Here is an 18,122-nt window from a genome sequence, read left to right on the forward strand (position 1 = left end):
TTAGTGCTCGGCGGCAGGGCCACCAATGGGCTTTTCCGCGGACTCCGCAACTTCAACGGGCGCGGTAGGCGTGCCGTTATTGTCGCCACCACCTTGCCATCCTTTCGGCTCGCGCGGGGCGCGGCCGTTCATGATGTCATCGATCTGATCGGCATCGATGGTTTCGTACTTCATCAGCGCCTCAGCCATCGCATCAAGCTTGTCGCGATTGTCCTGCAACAGGCGCTTGGCGGTGGCATAGCACTGATCGATGATGCTGCGCACCTCTTGATCAATCAGCTTGGCGGTATCAGCAGAGACATTGCTGTGCTGACTACCCATGCTACGACCGAGGAACACTTCACCCTCTTCTTCGGCATACATCAGCGGGCCGAGCTTTTCCGACAAGCCCCACTTGGTGACCATATTCTTGGCCAACTGGGTGGCGCGCATAATGTCGTTGGAGGCGCCAGTAGTGACACCATCGAAGCCCAGCGTCATCTCCTCGGCAATACGACCGCCGAATAGCGAGCAGATCTGACTGGTCAGGGCGCGCTTGCTCAGGCTGTAACGATCTTCCTCCGGGAGGAACATGGTCACACCCAGGGCGCGCCCGCGCGGAATGATCGACACCTTGTAGACCGGATCATGCTCAGGCACCAGACGCCCGACAATGGCGTGACCTGCCTCGTGGAACGCAGTATTGAGCTTCTCCTTGTCCGACATGACCATAGTCTTGCGCTCGGCACCCATCATGATCTTGTCTTTGGCCAGCTCGAACTCCTTCATCTCGACCACACGCTTACCGGCACGAGCCGCAAACAACGACGCCTCGTTGACCAGATTGGCCAGATCGGCACCGGAGAAGCCTGGCGTGCCGCGCGCTATGACCGCCGGTACAACGTCCTCGCCCATCGGCACTTTGCGCATGTGCACTTTGAGGATCTGCTCGCGACCGCGAATGTCCGGCAAGCCCACCACCACCTGGCGATCGAAGCGGCCCGGGCGCAGCAGCGCCGGATCCAGCACATCGGGGCGGTTAGTCGCAGCGATGACGATGATGCCATCGTTCATTTCGAAACCATCCATCTCCACCAGCAGCTGGTTGAGCGTCTGCTCGCGTTCGTCGTGACCGCCACCCATGCCAGCCCCACGATGACGGCCAACGGCGTCGATTTCATCGATAAAGATGATGCAGGGCGCGTGCTTCTTGGCCTGTTCGAACATGTCGCGCACACGGGATGCGCCGACACCGACAAACATCTCGACGAAGTCTGAACCGGAAATGGTGAAGAACGGCACCTTGGCCTCACCAGCAACCGCCTTGGCCAGCAAGGTCTTACCGGTACCCGGCGAACCAACCATCAGCACGCCACGCGGGATACGGCCACCCAGGCGCTGGAACTTGCCCGGGTCGCGCAGGAACTCAACCAGCTCACCGACTTCTTCCTTGGCCTCGTCGCAACCGGCGACGTCAGCGAAGGTGGTTTTGACCTGATCTTCCGAGAGCAGACGCGCCTTGGACTTGCCGAAGCTCATCGGCCCGCCCTTGCCACCGCCACCGCCCTGCATCTGGCGCATGAAGAACATGAACACGGCGATGATCACCAGGATCGGGAAACTGGCCACCAGCAACTGGGTCCAGATGCTCTGGCGCTCCGGCTGCTTGCCGACGATCTCGACGTTGTTGTCGATCAGATCCTTGATCAACCCACGGTCTTCGATAGCCGGACGCACGGTCTCGAAGGTGGTGCCATCAGCGTTCTTGCCGCTGATAATGTAGCCATCCACCGTGACCTGCTTGACCCGGCCTTCCTGCACCTGCTGGATGAACTCGGAATAGTTCAGCTTGCCGGACTCACTGGGCGTGGAGAAGTTGTTCATCACCGTGACCAGAACGGCCGCGATGATCAGCCACAGGATCAGGTTCTTTGCCATGTCGTTCAATTAGCTACCCTCTGAAGCGAGCCCCGTCCTGAAACGCGCTTCGCAAAACGGCTTGAGATATACCCGTCTAACTTACTACACAACCCTGCCCCTGGCAGGTGCCGTCTGTAACCCTTTATGAGCACTGTGGCGCGGCTCACCCGCGCTCCATCCGCAGTTACCGCCCAGTCTAGACCCCGCGACAACCCCACACGAGCAGGTATTACTCGCGGGAACGAGTCGCACACCGACAGGGGCTTGCGCACCTGCATCTTGTCAAACTGCTCGCACACCCACCTGGGGTACACGCAGAAACCTTACGCCTGAAAGCACTTGAGCAGGACACCGGCGTCGGGGCGCAGCGCCTGAACATCCGGTGTCACTTAACTCATATTGGGGCCATATCGAAAATCACAAGGTCTACCGAATGGCCGCTGACAACCTCGACCATCCGGCGAACAACTCCTTTCGGTGAAGCCCCGCGGAACAAAGGCGACACCGGGACGCCAACCCTCTTCAGGATCCCCGAGACGATCCAGCTCCCGCTGCCGCCCAGCACCGAAGCGACAATCGTCTTCTTGCGTCATTTTGACGACCGGCTCAGCCAAGCGCTCTTTCCAGCCACCGTCAACGACGTCTTGAAGGAGACCACCGGGCATCCCATAAGCCACAGATAGTGATTAGCTGGGCGCACTCCAGCACGCTCGGGTAAACTACGCCGTTTTTACAATTCAGAAGCAGCCTGGAACCTCGGAACGCGAGGCCAGACTTGGCAAAACAGGCTGGAAAACTGCGCCCTGCGCACCTTCCAGCTTTCGCCCAAGCAGCGCAAACGCATTCCGTTTCCGGCAGTTTCCCCGTCGCAGGATCAGATTATGGCGCTTACCAACGAGCAGAAGAAACACTTCAAGTCTATCGGCCACCACTTGAAACCGGTATTGATTGTCGCCGAGAACGGCCTGACCGAAGGCGTACAGGCCGAACTGGAGCGCGCACTGAGTGATCACGAATTGATCAAGGTGCAGTTCCGCATCACCGAGCGTGACGATCGCCGCGCCCTGATCGAGGAACTGAGCAAGGTCGGCCGCTGTGAAGTGGTGCAGATCATCGGCAAGATGGCCCTGGTCTACCGCAAGAACCCCAAGGCCAACAAGAACCTGTCCAACATCCACCGCTATCAGGCCTGATAGCGGCAGTCAGCGCCCCGCCCGCTGCCCCGGCAGCGGCTGCAACACCAACAGCACTCCGCACAACGCCAGCACCAGGTAGTTGAACAGCAGCCAGCGCGCTGCATCCGGCTGCCACTCGCGCACCGCAAAGTACGCCAGCGCCATCCCCAGCACCGCCAACAGCAACTGCCCGCGCATATCACGCCAGAGGCTGCGCACGCCTTCGGCCTGCATCAGCACTGCCGCCTGCAATAACGCACAGAATGCAGCGAAACCGATCAACAAGGGATTGAGGGTCGCGCCGATCGTCTCGATCAGCAGCGGCGCCAGACCGATCTTCTCCAGCGCCGGCAGCATGACGAAGTGCAACAGCCACAGGCCGCCGACCCAGAATGTCTGGGCCAGCTGCCAACTGATCGCCCCCGCACGCGGCGGCTGACGCTTAAATATGGCGGACTTCGACAATCTCGTACTCGACCACACCGCTCGGCGTCTTCACCGTGACCACATCACCCTCTTCCTTGCCAATCAAGGCACGGGCGATGGGCGAACCGACAGAGATCTTGCTCAGCTTGATGTCAGCCTCATCCTCGCCAACGATCTGGTAAGTGACGCTCTCGTCGGTCTCGCAGTTGGCGATCTCGACGGTGGTGCCAAAGATCACCTTGCCGGTGTGGGCGATGGTAGTGACATCAATGATCACCGCATTCTGCAGACGACCTTCGATATCACGAATACGCGCCTCGACCATGCCTTGCTGCTCGCGCGCGGCGTGGTATTCGGCGTTTTCCTTGAGGTCACCGAGCTCACGCGCGGTGCCGATATCCTGACTGAGCTTGGGGCGCACCACCTTGGTCAGATGAGCGTGCTCTTCCTCCAGGGCGCGAGCGCCCTGGACGGTCATGGGGTATTTGGTCATGCCTTGATTCCTGCATGCAGATCCTGCAGCCGGCGCACGGTCTTCTCGGGACCGAACTTGAGCGCCTCGCAGATCGCCTGACCCGCCGCGATGGTGGTGGTGCAGTAGATCTTGTGCTGCAGAGCGTTACGACGGATGGAGTAGGAGTCAGCAATCGACTGACGGCCTTCAGTGGTGTTGATGATCAAGGTGACTTCGTCGTTCTTGATCATGTCGACCACGTGTGGGCGGCCTTCGGTCACCTTGTTCACCCGGCGTACCGGCAGGCCGGCGGCCTCGATAACGCGGGCGGTACCAGCGGTGGCGACCACTTCGAAACCGAGGGCGACCAAATCGCGAGCGACCTGCTCGACGAACGGCTTGTCGTCTTCGCGCACACTGATGAAGGCACACCCGGAGTTCGGCAAAATCTCGCTGGCACCCAGCTGCGCCTTGGCAAAGGCCTCGCCGAAGGTATCGCCCACGCCCATCACTTCACCGGTGGACTTCATCTCTGGGCCGAGGATCGGGTCGACGCCTGGGAACTTGGCGAACGGGAACACCGCTTCCTTGACGCTGAAGTACGGCGGGATGATTTCCTTGGTGTAGCCGGCATCGGCCAACGACTTGCCAGCCATGACGCGGGCAGCCACCTTGGCCAGCGAGACGCCGACGCACTTGGACACGAACGGCACGGTACGCGAGGCGCGCGGGTTCACTTCGATGACGAAGATATCCTCGCCCTGCACGGCCATCTGCACGTTCATCAGGCCGACCACGCCGAGTTCCAGGGCCATTTTCTTGACCTGTTCGCGGATCTCGTCCTGGATATGCATCGGCAGCGAGTACGGCGGCAGCGAGCAGGCCGAGTCACCCGAGTGCACGCCAGCCTGTTCGATGTGCTGCATGATCGCGCCGATCACCACGCTCTCGCCGTCGCACACCGCGTCGATGTCGACTTCGATGGCGCAGTTGAGGAAGTGGTCGAGCAGCACCGGGCTGTCGTTGGAGACTTTCACCGCTTCACGCATGTAACGCTTGAGCTCGTCTTCCTGGTAGACGATCTCCATGGCGCGACCACCCAGCACGTAGGACGGGCGCACCACCAGCGGGTAGCCGATGACCTTGGAGTGGGCCAGGGCCTCGTCTTCGCTGCGCGCGGTGGCGTTGGCCGGCTGGCGCAGGCCGAGGCGCTGAACCATCTGCTGGAAACGCTCGCGGTCTTCAGCGCGGTCGATGGCGTCCGGCGAGGTACCGATGATCGGTACGCCGGCTTCTTCCAGGGCGCGGCAGATTTTCAGCGGGGTCTGCCCGCCGTACTGCACGATCACGCCTTTCGGCTGCTCGACGCGGACGATTTCCAGCACGTCTTCCAGGGTTACCGGCTCGAAGTACAGGCGATCGGAAGTGTCGTAGTCGGTGGAGACGGTTTCCGGGTTGCAGTTGACCATGATGGTCTCGTACCCGTCTTCACGCAGCGCCAGCGCGGCGTGTACGCAGCAGTAGTCGAACTCGATACCCTGACCGATACGGTTGGGGCCGCCACCAAGAATCATGATCTTGTCGCGGGTCGACGGATTGGCCTCGCACTCTTCCTCATAGGTCGAGTACATGTAGGCGGTGTCGGTGGCGAACTCGGCGGCGCAGGTGTCGACGCGCTTGTACACCGGCAGCACTTTCAGCTTGTGACGCTGACTACGCAGGGTCTTCTCGGTCACGCCCAACAGCTTGGCCAGGCGAATATCGGAGAAACCTTTGCGCTTGAGCTTGTACATCGCGTCACGGTCGATGCTCGACAGTGCCAGCTTCTTGATCCGCTCTTCGTCCTTAATCAGATCTTCAATCTGTACCAGGAACCATTCATCGATATTGGTCAGCTCGAAGATTTCCGCAACCGTCTTGCCAGCACGGAAGGCATCGGCGATGTACCAGATACGGTCAGCGCTGGGCACGGTCAGCTCACGGCGCAGGGTGCTTTCAGCTTCCGGATCGGCCAGATCGAGCTTTTCATCAAAACCTGACACACCCACTTCCAGACCGCGCAGGGCTTTCTGCAGGGACTCCTGGAAGGTACGACCGATGGCCATGACTTCACCGACCGACTTCATCTGGGTGGTCAGGCGGGCGTCAGCTTTCGGGAACTTCTCGAAGGCAAAACGCGGGATCTTGGTCACGACGTAGTCGATGGCCGGCTCGAACGAGGCCGGGGTACGCCCACCGGTGATGTCGTTGCTCAGCTCGTCGAGGGTGTAACCCACGGCCAGCTTGGCGGCGATCTTGGCGATCGGGAAGCCGGTGGCCTTGGAGGCCAGCGCCGAGGAACGCGACACGCGCGGGTTCATCTCGATCACTACCATGCGGCCAGTGTTCGGGCAGATGCCGAACTGCACGTTGGAGCCGCCGGTTTCCACGCCGATCTCGCGCAGCACCGCAAGCGATGCGTTACGCAGGATCTGGTATTCCTTGTCGGTCAGGGTTTGCGCCGGGGCCACGGTGATCGAGTCACCGGTGTGCACGCCCATCGGGTCGAAGTTCTCGATGGCGCAGACGATGATGCAGTTGTCCTTCTTGTCACGGACCACCTCCATCTCGTATTCCTTCCAGCCGATCAGCGATTCGTCGATCAGCAGCTCGCTGGTCGGCGACAGATCCAGGCCGCGGGCGCAGATTTCTTCGAACTCTTCCCGGTTGTAGGCGATGCCGCCGCCGGTGCCGCCCATGGTGAAGGACGGACGGATGATGCAGGGGAAGCCGACCTTCTCCAGCACGCCGTAGGCCTCTTCCATGTTGTGCGCAATGCCGGAAACCGGGCAGGCCAGGCCGATGTCCTTCATCGCCTTGTCGAAGCGCGAACGGTCTTCGGCCTTGTCGATGGTGTCGGCATTGGCGCCGATCATTTCGACGCCGAATTTTTCCAGGATGCCGTGCTTTTCCAGGTCCAGCGCGCAGTTCAGCGCGGTCTGGCCGCCCATGGTCGGCAGCAGGGCGTCCGGGCGCTCCTTCTCGATGATCTTGGCCACGGTGGACCACTTGATCGGCTCGATGTAGGTAGCATCGGCCATGGCCGGGTCGGTCATGATGGTGGCCGGGTTGGAGTTCACCAGAATGACGCGGTAGCCCTCTTCTTTCAGGGCTTTACAGGCCTGGGCACCGGAATAGTCGAACTCGCAGGCCTGGCCGATAACGATGGGGCCGGCGCCGAGGATCAGGATGCTTTTGATGTCTGTACGTTTTGGCATGTTTCTTACTCGAATCCTTGGGTCAGTCGGCTGGCTTAACGGCGCTTGGCCATGGCTTCGATGAAGCGGTCGAACAGCGGGGCCACATCGTGCGGGCCGGGGCTCGCCTCGGGGTGCCCCTGGAAGCTGAACGCGTCCTTGTCGGTGCGCTCGATACCCTGCAGGGTGCCGTCGAACAGCGACTTGTGGGTGGCGCGCAGGTTGGCCGGCAGGCTCGGCTCGTCCACGGCAAAGCCGTGGTTCTGGCTGGTGATCATCACCACGCCACTGTCGAGGTCCTGCACCGGGTGGTTGGCGCCGTGGTGGCCGGTGCCCATCTTCACGGTCTTGGCGCCGGAGGCCAGGGCCAGCAGCTGGTGGCCGAGGCAGATGCCGAACAGCGGAATCTCGGTGTTGAGCACTTCCTTGATCGCCTGGATGGCGTAATCGCACGGCTCGGGGTCGCCAGGGCCGTTGGAGAGGAACACGCCGTCCGGGTTCAGCGCCAGCACGTCGCCGGCCGGGGTCTGTGCCGGCACCACGGTCAGGCGGCAACCGCGCTCGACCAGCATGCGCAGGATGTTGACCTTGACCCCGTAGTCATAGGCGACCACATGGTAGGGCAACTCGCTGGCGGCGATTTCCGGATGGCTGTCGGTTTTCAGCTCCCACACACTGGAGCGCCACTCGTAGCGCTCGGTGCAGCTGACCACTTTGGCCAGATCCATGCCTTTCAGGCCGGGGAAGCTGCGCGCCAGTTCCAGGGCCTTTTCCTCGGTGGCGTCTTCGCCAGCCAGGATGCAACCATTCTGCGAGCCTTTCTCACGCAGGATGCGGGTCAGGCGGCGGGTATCGATGCCGGCAATGGCGACAGTACCGTTTTCCTTGAGGTACTCGTCCAGCGGCTGCTTGTTGCGCCAGTTGCTGGAGGTCAGCGGCAGATCGCGAATGATCAGACCGGCGGCCCACACGCGGTTGGACTCGGCATCTTCCGGCGTGGTGCCGGTGTTGCCGATGTGCGGGTAGGTCAGCGTGACGATTTGCTGGGCATAGGAAGGATCGGTAAGGATTTCCTGATAGCCGGTCATGGCGGTGTTGAACACCACTTCACCGATGGTATGGCCGTCGGCCCCGATTGCTTCACCGCGGAAAATGCTGCCGTCGGCAAGGGCGAGTATGGCTGGCTTAGTCAAGAAGACCTCCCTTAGATCTGAAACTTGCACAAACGCAGGTTGTAAAAAAGCGGGATGACGTATTGACCGTCACCCCGCTTCTTTATCTGATTCATTCTGCGTTACTTTTAGTGGACACACTAAAGCAGGAAGCTTACAGGAAAACGCCTTTTCGGTCCACCGCCAGGATGGACCGAAAAGCTATCTCAGCTCAGCCCAAGCACATCCTGCATGTCATACAGCCCGGCCGGCTGGCTCTGCAGCCACAGCGCCGCACGCACCGCACCCTTGGCGAAGGTCATCCGACTGGAGGCCTTGTGGGTGATCTCCACCCGTTCGCCGTCGGCAGCGAACAATACCGTGTGATCGCCGACCACATCGCCAGCGCGCACGGTGGCAAAACCTATGGTTTCGCGCTCGCGAGCACCGGTCTGGCCTTCGCGCCCATAGACCGCAACCTTCTGGAGGTCACGCCCCAGGGCATTGGCCACCACTTCACCCATGCGCAGCGCGGTGCCGGAAGGCGCATCGACCTTGTGCCGATGGTGCGCCTCGATGATCTCGATATCGACCTCATCGCCCAGCACGCGGGCGGCTGTATCCAGTAGCTTCAGGCACAGGTTGACGCCGACGCTGTAGTTGGCGGCGAAGACGATCGGAATCTGCTTGGCCGCTTCCGCCAGCAACTGTTTCTCTTCCACGCTGAAGCCGGTGGTGCCGATGACCATGGCCTTGCCGGCCTGGCGGCAGACTTCCAGGTTTTTGAGGGTCACGGACGGGTGGGTGAAATCGATCAGTACATCGAACTGATCGAGCACCGCACCCAAATCACCCGCCAGCACCACACCGATCTTGCCCAGCGCCGCCAGTTCGCCAGCATCGGCGCCGATCAGGCTGCTGTCCGGACGATCCACCGCCGCGGTCAGTTTGGCGCCATCCGCCTGCTCGACCGCCTCGATCAGGATCTTGCCCATGCGCCCGGCGGCGCCCATCACTGCAATACGTCGCATAGCCAATTCCTTAGATATCGCCGAAGAACCGCTTCACGCCGTCGAACCAGCCACTGGCCTTGGGCGAGTGGGAGCTGTCGCCTTCCAGCGACTTGCGGAACTCTTCCAGCAGCTCGCGCTGGCGCTTGCCCAGGTTGACCGGAGTTTCCACCGCCACCTTGCACAGCAGGTCGCCGGCACCGCCGCCGCGCACCGGAGCCACACCCTTGCCACGCAGGCGGAACAGCTTACCGGTCTGCGTGCCTTCCGGAATCTTCAGTTTGACCCGGCCATCCAGGGTCGGCACTTCCAGCTCGCCGCCCAGCGCCGCGTCAGCGAAGCTGATCGGCACTTCGCAGTACAGGTGCTTGCCGTCGCGCTGGAAGATCGCGTGCTCGCGCACATTGACCACCACGTACAGGTCGCCCGCCGGGCCGCCCATGCTGCCGGCCTCGCCTTCGCCAGACAGGCGGATGCGGTCACCGGTATCGACACCGGCCGGCACCTTGACCGACAGGGTCTTGCTCTCTTCCACACGGCCCTGGCCATGGCAGCTGCCACAGGGGTCGGTGATCATCTTGCCGTTGCCGTGGCAACGCGGGCAGGTCTGCTGCACCGAGAAGAAGCCCTGCTGCATGCGCACCTGACCGATGCCACCGCAGGTCGTACAGGTCACCGGACTGGTGCCCTTCTTCGCCCCGGAGCCATCGCACGGTTTGCAGTTGACCAGGGTCGGCACGCGAATGGTCACGGTGGTGCCGCGCACCGCCTCTTCCAGATCCAGCTCCAGGGTGTAGCGCAGGTCGCTGCCACGCTGGGCGCCGCCACGGGAACCGCCGCGACCGCCACCGAAGAAGTCGCTGAACACGTCACCGAAAATGTCGGAGAAGTTCGCCCCACCACCGAAGCCGCCACCGCCACCCATCTGCGGGTCGACGCCGGCATGCCCGTACTGGTCATAGGCCGAGCGTTTGCTCGCATCGGAGAGCACTTCGTAGGCCTCGTTGGCCTCCTTGAATTTCTCTTCCGAGGCTTTGTCATCCGGATTACGGTCCGGGTGGTGCTTCATCGCCAGGCGCCGGTAAGCCTTTTTCAGCTCCGCCTCGCTGACACCGCGCTCCACACCGAGCACTTCGTAATAGTCACGTTTGGCCATACATCAACACCTTTAAATTCGTCTGCTCCAGACACGCCAACGCGGGAGCAAGCTCCCGCGCGGCGAATCGCACCTGCCGAAGCCAAGCTTCGGCGGGCAGGAACTAAGGCAAGCCGAAGCTTACTTGTTGTCCTTGACCTCTTCGAACTCGGCATCGACGACATCGTCGGCCGCGTCCTGAGCCTGGTCTGCACCCTGAGCGGCAGCGCCCGGCTGCGGCTGCTCGGCGTACATCTTCTGCGCCAGCGGGGCAGTGACTTCGGACAGCGCATTCATCTTCGCTTCGATGACTGCCTTGTCGTCGCCCTTGACGGCAACTTCCAGCTCGCCCAGCGCCTTCTCAATGGCCGCCTTCTCGTCAGCCGTGGCCTTGTCGCCGGCTTCGGTGATCATCTTGCGGGTGGCATGCACCAGACCGTCGCCCTGGTTGCGGGCAGTGACCAGCTCCTCGAACTTGCGGTCTTCCTCGGCGTTGGCCTCGGCGTCACGCACCATCTGCTCGATTTCTTCCTCGGACAGACCGGAGTTGGCCTTGATCACGATGGACTGCTGCTTGCCGGTGGCCTTGTCTTTGGCGCCGACGTGCAGGATGCCGTTGGCGTCGATGTCGAAGGTCACTTCGATCTGCGGCACGCCACGCGGAGCCGGCGGGATCTCGGCCAGGTCGAACTTGCCCAGCGACTTGTTCTGCGCGGCTTGCTTGCGCTCGCCCTGCAGCACATGAATGGTCACCGCGCCCTGGTTGTCGTCGGCAGTCGAGAACACCTGCGACTTCTTGGTCGGGATGGTGGTGTTCTTTTCGATCAGCGCGGTCATCACGCCACCCATGGTTTCGATACCCAGGGTCAGCGGCGATACGTCGAGCAGCAGCACGTCTTTCACGTCGCCCGCCAGCACGGCGCCCTGAATCGCAGCACCGATGGCTACGGCTTCGTCCGGGTTGACGTCCTTGCGCGCTTCTTTGCCGAAGAACTCGGCGACTTTCTGCTGCACCAGCGGCATGCGAGTCTGACCGCCGACCAGGATCACTTCGTCGATGCTGCTAACGTCCAGACCGGAGTCTTTCAGAGCAATGCGGCACGGCTCGATGGTACGGGTGACCAGCTCTTCAACCAGGGCTTCCAGCTTGGCGCGGGAAATCTTCACGTTGAGGTGCTTAGGCCCCGTGGCGTCGGCAGTGATGTACGGCAGGTTGACGTCGGTCTGCTGCGCGGACGACAGCTCGATCTTGGCCTTCTCGGCAGACTCTTTCAGGCGCTGCATGGCCAGCGGATCGCCTTTCAGGTCGATGCCGGACTCTTTCTTGAATTCGTCGACGAGGTAGTCGATCAGACGAATGTCGAAGTCCTCACCACCGAGGAAGGTGTCACCGTTGGTGGCCAGCACTTCGAACTGGTGCTCACCGTCGACTTCGGCGATCTCGATCACCGACACGTCGAAAGTACCACCACCCAGGTCATAGACGATCACGGTGTGGTCGCCCTTGCCCTTGTCCATGCCATAAGCCAGCGCAGCCGCGGTCGGCTCGTTGATGATGCGCTTGACCTCGAGACCGGCGATGCGGCCGGCGTCTTTGGTGGCCTGGCGCTGGCTGTCGTTGAAGTAGGCCGGAACGGTGATGACCGCCTCGGTGACTGGCTCGCCGAGGTAGTCTTCGGCGGTCTTCTTCATCTTCTTCAGCACTTCCGCGGAGATCTGCGGCGGTGCCATTTTCTGGCCCTTCACTTCGACCCAGGCGTCACCGTTGTCGGCCTTGGCGATTTTGTACGGGACCATCTTGATATCTTTCTGCACCACGTCTTCGTCGAAGCGACGACCGATCAGGCGCTTCACCGCGTACAGGGTGTTGTGCGGGTTGGTCACGGCCTGGCGCTTGGCGGCCTGACCGACCAGGATCTCGCCGTCGTTGGCGTAGGCGATGATGGACGGCGTAGTACGCGCGCCTTCGGCGTTTTCGATGACCTTGACGCTACCGTTTTCCAGAATGGCGACGCAGGAGTTGGTAGTCCCCAGGTCGATACCGATGATTCTGCCCATTTTTACTCTCCAAAAACTGTGTCTTTAACCTTGGTTGCGCGGCCCGTAGATTGGATTGGCCGCGCCAGCACTAAATCGCTTGTACTAATAGATGGGGGCTGTAGCGCCGATTTCAAGCCTGCTCGTCAATCGACGGCAGCGGCGCGCTCGGCGCCTTACTGACCACGACCATGGCCGGGCGCAGCAGGCGACCATTGAGCAGGTAGCCCTTCTGGAACACCTTGAGCACGGAGTTCGGCTCGACATGGGTGCTTTCTTCCATGGCCATCGCCTGGTGGTGCTCCGGATTGAACGGCACACCATGCGGATCGACCGCTTCCAGCTGATAACGCTTGAGGGTGTCGTGGAACAGCTTGAGGGTCAGCTCCATGCCTTCACGCACGGCCTTGATCGCCTCGTCGTTGGGGCTGGACAGCTCCAGGCCGCGCTCCAGGCTGTCGACTACCGGCAGCAGGTCATTGGCGAATTTTTCCAGGGCGAACTTGTGCGCCTTCTCGACATCCTGCTCGGCACGCCGGCGCACGTTCTGCAGATCAGCAGCCACGCGCAGGGACTGATCCTGCGCAGCGGCCAGCTGCTCTTCGAGCGATTGCACACGGGCAATCAGATCCTCACCAAACGCCCCCTCGGGCGCCGGATTGTCCTGCGGATTCTGTGGATCGAGAGTCTGTTCGTCAGCCATTGGGTCCTCCTATCAATACGCCAGCGGGTCATGGCCCGCGTTTCTTCCGCCTATATGGGGCCCAAACACAGGCTTTCAAGGGTTATTGTCAGGACAAAACAAAACACTGTATAAATAGCCAGCACAATTTTTTGGGAGTGATCTCCATGCTGGCGCACCTGTCCGTACACAACTACGCCATCGTCGAACATCTGGATCTGGAACTGGCCCGTGGCATGTCGGTGATCACCGGCGAGACCGGCGCCGGCAAGTCGATCATGCTCGACGCCCTCGGCCTGGCCCTTGGCGATCGCGCCGACAGCGGCGTAGTGCGCCCCGGCGCAGACAAGGCGGACATCCTCGCCAGCTTCGATCTGGACGACATTCCGGAAGCCCGCACCTGGCTCAGCGAGCGCGACCTGGACAACGACGGGCCATGCATCCTCCGACGGGTGATCACCAGCGAAGGCCGCTCGCGTGGCTATATCAATGGTGCACCCTGCCCACTGGGCGACCTCAAGGCTCTCGGCGAGCTGCTGATCGATATCCACAGCCAGCACGAGCACCAGTCGCTGCTCAAGCCGGACACCCACCGCCGCCTGCTCGACGAGTACGCCGGTAGCCAGGAGCTGGCCCGCCAGGTGCAACTGGCCGCCCAGCGCTGGCGCCAGACCCGCCAGGAATTGCAGCGTCTGACCTCGACCAGCGACGAACAACGCGCCCGCCACCAGCTGCTCAGCTATCAGCTGGAAGAGTTGGAAAATCTGACCCTCGGCGACAACGAACTGCAGCAGCTGGAGCAGGAACACAAGACCCTGAGCAACGCCGAACAGCTACTCGGCGCCTGCCGCCAGGTGCTCGACCTATGCAGCGAGAGCGACGCCGGCAACGTGCTGTCGGCACTGACCGCCAGCCTCAACCGCCTCGGCGCGTTCAGCAGCCAGCCCGGCGCGCTCGGCGAGGCCAGCAACCTGCTGGCCAGCGCGCAGATCCAGGTCGAGGAAGCGGTCGGCGAGCTGAACCGTTTCATCGACCACTTCGACGCCGACCCGCAGCGCCAGCAGATCCTCGAAGAACGCCTCGACGCCATCTACACCCTGGCACGCAAGCACCGCATCCAGCCCACCGAGCTCGGCGAGCTGCAGCAGCGCCTGCTGGAAGAACTGGAAGGCCTGAATGCCGACGACCAGGCCAGCGAACGCCTGACCGAGGAGCTGGCGGCCTACGCCCGTCATTACCAGGAAAAGGCCAGTGAGCTGAGCGAACTGCGCCAGCAGGCCGCCAAGCGCCTGGCCGATGCCGTGCAGATCGAGATGCAGAGCCTGGGCATGCCCGGCGGACGTTTCAGTATTCAGTTGCAGGGCAGCAGCGCCGAAGAGCCGCAGCCCTATGGCCTGGAGCAGGTCGAATTCCTGGTCAGCGCCAACCCCGGCCAACCGTTGAAGTCGCTGGCCAAGGTCGCCTCCGGCGGTGAACTGTCGCGCATCAGCCTGGCCATCCAGGTGATCACTGCGCAGACCTCACGGGTGCCGACCCTGGTATTCGACGAAGTCGACGTCGGCATCGGCGGCCCCACGGCCGAAGTGGTTGGCCAGCTGCTGCGCCGCCTCGGCGAGCGCGGCCAGGTACTGACCGTCACCCACCTGCCGCAAGTAGCGGCACAGGGGCACCAGCACCTGTTCGTGCACAAGCAGCGCGGCAGCGAAGAAACCCGCACCGCTGTAGCGACCCTGGATACCGCCCAGCGGGTCGAGGAAGTGGCGCGCATGCTCGGCGGCCTCGACCTCACCGAGGAGTCCCTGCAGCACGCGCGCAAGATGGTCGCCAGCGCGCAGAGCTGAATATCGCGCGCATGAAAAAGGCGCCCCGTGGGGCGCCTTTTTTGTCGACTCTGGCGGACTTACTTCTTCTTGCGTACGTACAGCACCAGGTTGTGATCGACCAGCTCGAAGCCATGCTGCTTGACGATCTCTTTCTGCAGCTTCTCGATCTCCGGATCGAAGAACTCGATGACCTCGCCACTGTCGACGCAGACCATGTGGTCGTGATGGCCGCCATCGGCCAGCTCGAACACGGCATGACCGCCGTCGAAATTGTGACGCTCGACCAGGCCTGCGGCCTCGAACTGGGTCAGCACCCGGTACACGGTCGCCAGACCGACGTCCTCGCCCGCCTCCATCAGCGCCTTGTAGACATCTTCCGCACTCATGTGCCGCTGGCCGGACGTGGCCGAGTCGAGCATTTGCAGGATCTTCACGCGCGGCAGGGTTACTTTGAGGCCGGCTTTGCGCAGTTCGCTATTTTCAACCATGGTCAGCTTTCTCTAGGTTGCTGCTTCGCAGCTTCCGTTTATGCGGGTATGATCGGGGTTTACTTTGCCCAGCCAAGATAGTGGAAGTCACCCACCGATGCAAAACACCAAGCTCTTGCTGTCCAGCCTCACCCTCGTGAGTCTGCTCGCACTCGCCGGTTGTTCATTTCCCGGGGTTTATAAAATCGACATCCAGCAGGGCAATGTCGTAACGCAGGACATGATAGACCAGTTGAAGCCCGGAATGACCCGCCGACAAGTGCGGTTTATCATGGGCAACCCGCTGATCACCGACACCTTCCACGCCAGCCGCTGGGACTACCTGTACAGCATCCAGCCGGGTGGCCGCCAGCGTTATCAGGAGCGGGTCAGCCTGGTGTTCGGCAGCGATGATCAACTGATCGGTCTGGCCGGTGACTTCATGCCAGGCGTCAGCCGTGATCAGGCGATCCTCGGTGAAGACGGCGAACCGAGCACTACCGCCACGCCACAAACCCAGAACGAAGAACCGGCCAAGCCCGGCTCGCTGCTGGAACAGATCCAGCGCGAAGTGGATGCCGCCGAACCGGTACCGGTGCCAATCCCGGAGCCACTGGAAGCCTCGCCGCAGTAATCTGCAGACACAAAAAAGCCCGGTCTGACCGGGCTTTTTCATATCTGCGCGAAACTATTCGCCCTGCTCGGCCGCCTTGGCCTGTGCTGCCTTGGCCGCACGCTGCTTGCGCACCTCTTTCGGGTCGGCAATCAGGGGGCGATAGATTTCCACCCGCTCCCCCTCCTCGATCAAACGCTCTTCCGGCTTGGCCACGGCCTTGCCGAAGATACCCAGCGGGCTAGTGGCCAGGTCCAGATCGGCAAAGTGCGCATCCAGCCCCGAACGCAATGCCACCTCACGCACCGTAGTGCCGGCCGGCACGCTCAGGCGCAGCAGTTTCTGCTTGTCCGCCAGGGCATACACCACTTCAACGAAGATATTCGGCTTATCCATAGAGTTGCTTGGCTCGCTGGCAGAAGGCATCGACCAGGGTATTGGCCGCCTGATTGAACAATGGCCCAAGGGTAGCCCGCACCAGCGGCCCGGCGTAATCGAAGGTCATGTCCAGGCTGATCTTGCAGGCCTTGTCGCCCAGCGACTTGAACTCCCACACGCCCTGCAACTGGGTAAACGGCCCTTCTTCCAGCTGCATCTCGATGGACTTGCCCGGCACCAGATTGTTGCGGGTCATGAAACGCTGACTCAGCGAACCCTTGGCCACCGTCAGGCTCGCACGCATCTCGCTGTCGCTGGCGAGCAGCACTTCGGAGGCCGAGCACCAGGGCAGGAACTGCGGATAACTGGCCACATCGTTGACCAGATCGTAAAGCGCCTGCGCCGGGTAAGGCAGCAGCGCCGAGCGTTGGATTCGCGTGCTCATCGACTCTCACTTGGAGTACTGCATCGCGGCAGGTCACGACAAAATGCCTGGCCAGCCGCCGGAAAGCGCGCATTGTGCGGAATTCACCCTGCCCCCTCAAGCACAGGCTGTCGCCAGCACCGCGCCGACTCCCTATAATGCCGCGCCTATGGCTAAGCAAAAGAAACACCCTACGGGGACCATCGCGCAGAATAAAAAAGCGCTGCATGACTATTTCGTCGAACACAAGTTCGAGGCCGGCCTGGTCCTGTCCGGCTGGGAAGTGAAGAGCCTGCGCGCCGGCAAGGCGCAATTGGTCGATAGTTACGTGCTGCTCAAGGATGACGAAGCCTGGCTGATGGGTTGCCACATCACCCCATTGAAGACCGCCAGCACCCACGTCATCGCCGACCCGACGCGCACGCGCAAGCTGCTGCTGAACAAGCGCGAGCTGGACAAGCTGTTCGGCTCGGTACAGCAGAAGGGCTACACCTGCGTGGCCCTGTCGATCTACTGGAAGGCGCACCTGATCAAGTGCGAGATCGCCCTGGCCAAAGGCAAGAAGGACTTCGACAAGCGTCATACCGAGAAAGAACGCGACGCCGACCGCGAAGTGCAGCGCGCCATGCGCACCAAGGGCAAGGACGACTAAGCCGTCCGCAGGGTGCGTCGCGCGCACCCGCCCCCGCCATGATTACCTCGAACAGCGCCCGGTGCTGACTGATCAGCATGCTGCGGGTCTCTTCGCGCTGGGCATACATGCCGCCGATATTGGTCACCACGTTGCGCTGGAGCAGGTCGAACAGGCCGCGAATGGTGTGCAGCAGCACCGCGCTGTGGCTGGCCTCGGCAATCGCCAGCCCAGCAGATCGCTGCATGGCTCCTATACTGCTGACACCGCCCACTGGAGGAGCCCTGTCATGCGCCGCACAGCCCTGTTTCTCGCTACTGCCCTGCTCTGCACCCCGCTGATGGCCATGCACTGCCCGGCCGAGATGGCCAAGATCGATAAGCTGCTGCAAAGCGATCCACCGGCCGACACCGAAGTACTCGCCGAAGTGCAGCGCCTGCGTGCCGAAGGCGAAGCCCTGCACAAGGCCGGCGACCACGCCGAGTCGGTCAAGGTACTGGAAGAGGCCATGAGCCTGTTGCAGGCCAGCGAGTAACCAGCAGCCGCTCAACTGCGCAGTGGCAATGCCGGAAGCTCTGCAA

General features: G+C 61.9%; 17 protein-coding genes and 1 pseudogene. 5 read left to right on the plus strand and 13 right to left on the minus strand.

Annotated features, from left to right (window positions below; genetic code table 11):
- Positions 1 to 1,926 carry an ATP-dependent zinc metalloprotease FtsH gene (gene ftsH, locus HNE05_RS16645; RefSeq protein WP_420826975.1) on the minus strand — a complete coding sequence of 642 codons (1,926 nt, stop codon included), beginning with the start codon at positions 1,924 to 1,926 and terminating at the stop codon, positions 1 to 3.
- Positions 1,927 to 2,780: 854 nt separating this feature from the next.
- On the opposite strand from ftsH, the gene yhbY reads away from it, so the two are divergent.
- Positions 2,781 to 3,092, plus strand: coding sequence for a ribosome assembly RNA-binding protein YhbY (gene yhbY / locus HNE05_RS16650; RefSeq protein WP_173209404.1), 312 nt, complete (start codon positions 2,781 to 2,783; stop codon positions 3,090 to 3,092).
- 9 nt (positions 3,093 to 3,101) lie between these two features.
- Here the strand turns inward: yhbY and HNE05_RS16655 are convergent, their stop codons facing one another.
- The 8 genes from HNE05_RS16655 to grpE all read right to left on the minus strand — a co-directional run bounded on the left by HNE05_RS16655 (position 3,102) and on the right by grpE (position 13,226).
- Positions 3,102 to 3,539, minus strand: a complete 438-nt coding sequence (locus HNE05_RS16655) for a DUF4149 domain-containing protein (RefSeq protein ID WP_240008772.1) — start codon at positions 3,537 to 3,539, stop codon at positions 3,102 to 3,104.
- Complete coding sequence (gene greA, locus HNE05_RS16660; RefSeq protein WP_173209406.1) at positions 3,517 to 3,993, minus strand: transcription elongation factor GreA; 477 nt, start codon at positions 3,991 to 3,993, stop codon at positions 3,517 to 3,519. The genes HNE05_RS16655 and greA overlap by 23 nt, the downstream gene beginning before the upstream one ends.
- Positions 3,990 to 7,211, minus strand: coding sequence for a carbamoyl-phosphate synthase large subunit (gene carB, locus HNE05_RS16665; RefSeq protein ID WP_173209408.1), 3,222 nt, complete (start codon positions 7,209 to 7,211; stop codon positions 3,990 to 3,992). Before carB ends, greA begins: the two co-directional genes overlap by 4 nt.
- A 35-nt stretch (positions 7,212 to 7,246) precedes the next feature.
- Complete coding sequence (carA, locus tag HNE05_RS16670; protein WP_173209410.1) at positions 7,247 to 8,383, minus strand: glutamine-hydrolyzing carbamoyl-phosphate synthase small subunit; 1,137 nt, start codon at positions 8,381 to 8,383, stop codon at positions 7,247 to 7,249.
- 185 nt (positions 8,384 to 8,568) lie between these two features.
- A complete protein-coding gene (gene dapB / locus HNE05_RS16675; protein WP_173209412.1) occupies positions 8,569 to 9,372 on the minus strand; it encodes a 4-hydroxy-tetrahydrodipicolinate reductase in 804 nt (267 codons plus the stop codon).
- 10 nt (positions 9,373 to 9,382) lie between these two features.
- Positions 9,383 to 10,507: a molecular chaperone DnaJ gene (gene dnaJ / locus HNE05_RS16680; RefSeq protein WP_173209414.1), complete on the minus strand. Its 1,125-nt coding sequence runs from the start codon at positions 10,505 to 10,507 to the stop codon at positions 9,383 to 9,385.
- A gap of 120 nt (positions 10,508 to 10,627) precedes the next feature.
- Positions 10,628 to 12,544 carry a molecular chaperone DnaK gene (dnaK, locus tag HNE05_RS16685; RefSeq protein ID WP_173209416.1) on the minus strand — a complete coding sequence of 639 codons (1,917 nt, stop codon included), beginning with the start codon at positions 12,542 to 12,544 and terminating at the stop codon, positions 10,628 to 10,630.
- A gap of 112 nt (positions 12,545 to 12,656) precedes the next feature.
- Positions 12,657 to 13,226 carry a nucleotide exchange factor GrpE gene (grpE, locus tag HNE05_RS16690; RefSeq protein ID WP_173209418.1) on the minus strand — a complete coding sequence of 190 codons (570 nt, stop codon included), beginning with the start codon at positions 13,224 to 13,226 and terminating at the stop codon, positions 12,657 to 12,659.
- Positions 13,227 to 13,372: 146 nt separating this feature from the next.
- Between grpE and recN the strand changes: the two genes are divergently transcribed.
- Positions 13,373 to 15,046: a DNA repair protein RecN gene (gene recN, locus HNE05_RS16695; RefSeq protein WP_173209420.1), complete on the plus strand. Its 1,674-nt coding sequence runs from the start codon at positions 13,373 to 13,375 to the stop codon at positions 15,044 to 15,046.
- Positions 15,047 to 15,105: 59 nt separating this feature from the next.
- Here the strand turns inward: recN and fur are convergent, their stop codons facing one another.
- Complete coding sequence (gene fur, locus HNE05_RS16700) at positions 15,106 to 15,516, minus strand: ferric iron uptake transcriptional regulator (RefSeq protein WP_173209422.1); 411 nt, start codon at positions 15,514 to 15,516, stop codon at positions 15,106 to 15,108.
- A 97-nt stretch (positions 15,517 to 15,613) separates the two neighbouring features.
- Between fur and HNE05_RS16705 the strand changes: the two genes are divergently transcribed.
- Positions 15,614 to 16,129, plus strand: coding sequence for an outer membrane protein assembly factor BamE (locus HNE05_RS16705; RefSeq protein WP_173209423.1), 516 nt, complete (start codon positions 15,614 to 15,616; stop codon positions 16,127 to 16,129).
- Between the two features lie 54 nt (positions 16,130 to 16,183).
- On the opposite strand, the gene HNE05_RS16710 is transcribed toward HNE05_RS16705, so the two are convergent.
- On the minus strand, positions 16,184 to 16,504 hold the full coding sequence (locus tag HNE05_RS16710; protein ID WP_173209425.1) for an RnfH family protein: 321 nt from the start codon (positions 16,502 to 16,504) through the stop codon (positions 16,184 to 16,186).
- On the minus strand, positions 16,497 to 16,931 hold the full coding sequence (locus HNE05_RS16715; protein ID WP_173209427.1) for a type II toxin-antitoxin system RatA family toxin: 435 nt from the start codon (positions 16,929 to 16,931) through the stop codon (positions 16,497 to 16,499). Before HNE05_RS16715 ends, HNE05_RS16710 begins: the two co-directional genes overlap by 8 nt.
- 148 nt (positions 16,932 to 17,079) lie before the next feature.
- Here HNE05_RS16715 and smpB point away from each other — a divergent pair, with 148 nt between their 5' ends.
- Complete coding sequence (gene smpB / locus HNE05_RS16720) at positions 17,080 to 17,562, plus strand: SsrA-binding protein SmpB (RefSeq protein ID WP_173209429.1); 483 nt, start codon at positions 17,080 to 17,082, stop codon at positions 17,560 to 17,562.
- Positions 17,563 to 17,596: 34 nt separating this feature from the next.
- Here the strand turns inward: smpB and HNE05_RS16725 are convergent.
- Positions 17,597 to 17,794, minus strand: a pseudogene (locus tag HNE05_RS16725) (FCD domain-containing protein); the annotation flags it as partial.
- Between the two features lie 36 nt (positions 17,795 to 17,830).
- Between HNE05_RS16725 and HNE05_RS16730 the strand changes: the two are divergent.
- Positions 17,831 to 18,076: a hypothetical protein gene (locus tag HNE05_RS16730; protein WP_173209432.1), complete on the plus strand. Its 246-nt coding sequence runs from the start codon at positions 17,831 to 17,833 to the stop codon at positions 18,074 to 18,076.
- Positions 18,077 to 18,122 lie beyond the last annotated feature (46 nt).

It is taken from the genome of Pseudomonas campi, assembly GCF_013200955.2.
In the GTDB taxonomy this organism is placed as follows: domain Bacteria; phylum Pseudomonadota; class Gammaproteobacteria; order Pseudomonadales; family Pseudomonadaceae; genus Aquipseudomonas; species Aquipseudomonas campi.

What these genes read in the sequence shown, in the direction of transcription:
- yhbY (WP_173209404.1), top strand. Translation starts at nt 2,781, where the DNA reads ATGGCGCTTACCAACGAGCAGAAGAAACACTTCAAGTCTATCGGCCAC.
- greA (WP_173209406.1), bottom strand. Translation starts at nt 3,993, where the DNA reads ATGACCAAATACCCCATGACCGTCCAGGGCGCTCGCGCCCTGGAGGAA.
- carB (WP_173209408.1), bottom strand. Translation starts at nt 7,211, where the DNA reads ATGCCAAAACGTACAGACATCAAAAGCATCCTGATCCTCGGCGCCGGC.
- dapB (WP_173209412.1), bottom strand. Translation starts at nt 9,372, where the DNA reads ATGCGACGTATTGCAGTGATGGGCGCCGCCGGGCGCATGGGCAAGATC.
- dnaJ (WP_173209414.1), bottom strand. Translation starts at nt 10,507, where the DNA reads ATGGCCAAACGTGACTATTACGAAGTGCTCGGTGTGGAGCGCGGTGTC.
- dnaK (WP_173209416.1), bottom strand. Translation starts at nt 12,544, where the DNA reads ATGGGCAGAATCATCGGTATCGACCTGGGGACTACCAACTCCTGCGTC.
- grpE (WP_173209418.1), bottom strand. Translation starts at nt 13,226, where the DNA reads ATGGCTGACGAACAGACTCTCGATCCACAGAATCCGCAGGACAATCCG.
- recN (WP_173209420.1), top strand. Translation starts at nt 13,373, where the DNA reads ATGCTGGCGCACCTGTCCGTACACAACTACGCCATCGTCGAACATCTG.
- fur (WP_173209422.1), bottom strand. Translation starts at nt 15,516, where the DNA reads ATGGTTGAAAATAGCGAACTGCGCAAAGCCGGCCTCAAAGTAACCCTG.
- HNE05_RS16705 (WP_173209423.1), top strand. Translation starts at nt 15,614, where the DNA reads ATGCAAAACACCAAGCTCTTGCTGTCCAGCCTCACCCTCGTGAGTCTG.
- HNE05_RS16710 (WP_173209425.1), bottom strand. Translation starts at nt 16,504, where the DNA reads ATGGATAAGCCGAATATCTTCGTTGAAGTGGTGTATGCCCTGGCGGAC.
- HNE05_RS16715 (WP_173209427.1), bottom strand. Translation starts at nt 16,931, where the DNA reads ATGAGCACGCGAATCCAACGCTCGGCGCTGCTGCCTTACCCGGCGCAG.
- smpB (WP_173209429.1), top strand. Translation starts at nt 17,080, where the DNA reads ATGGCTAAGCAAAAGAAACACCCTACGGGGACCATCGCGCAGAATAAA.
- HNE05_RS16730 (WP_173209432.1), top strand. Translation starts at nt 17,831, where the DNA reads ATGCGCCGCACAGCCCTGTTTCTCGCTACTGCCCTGCTCTGCACCCCG.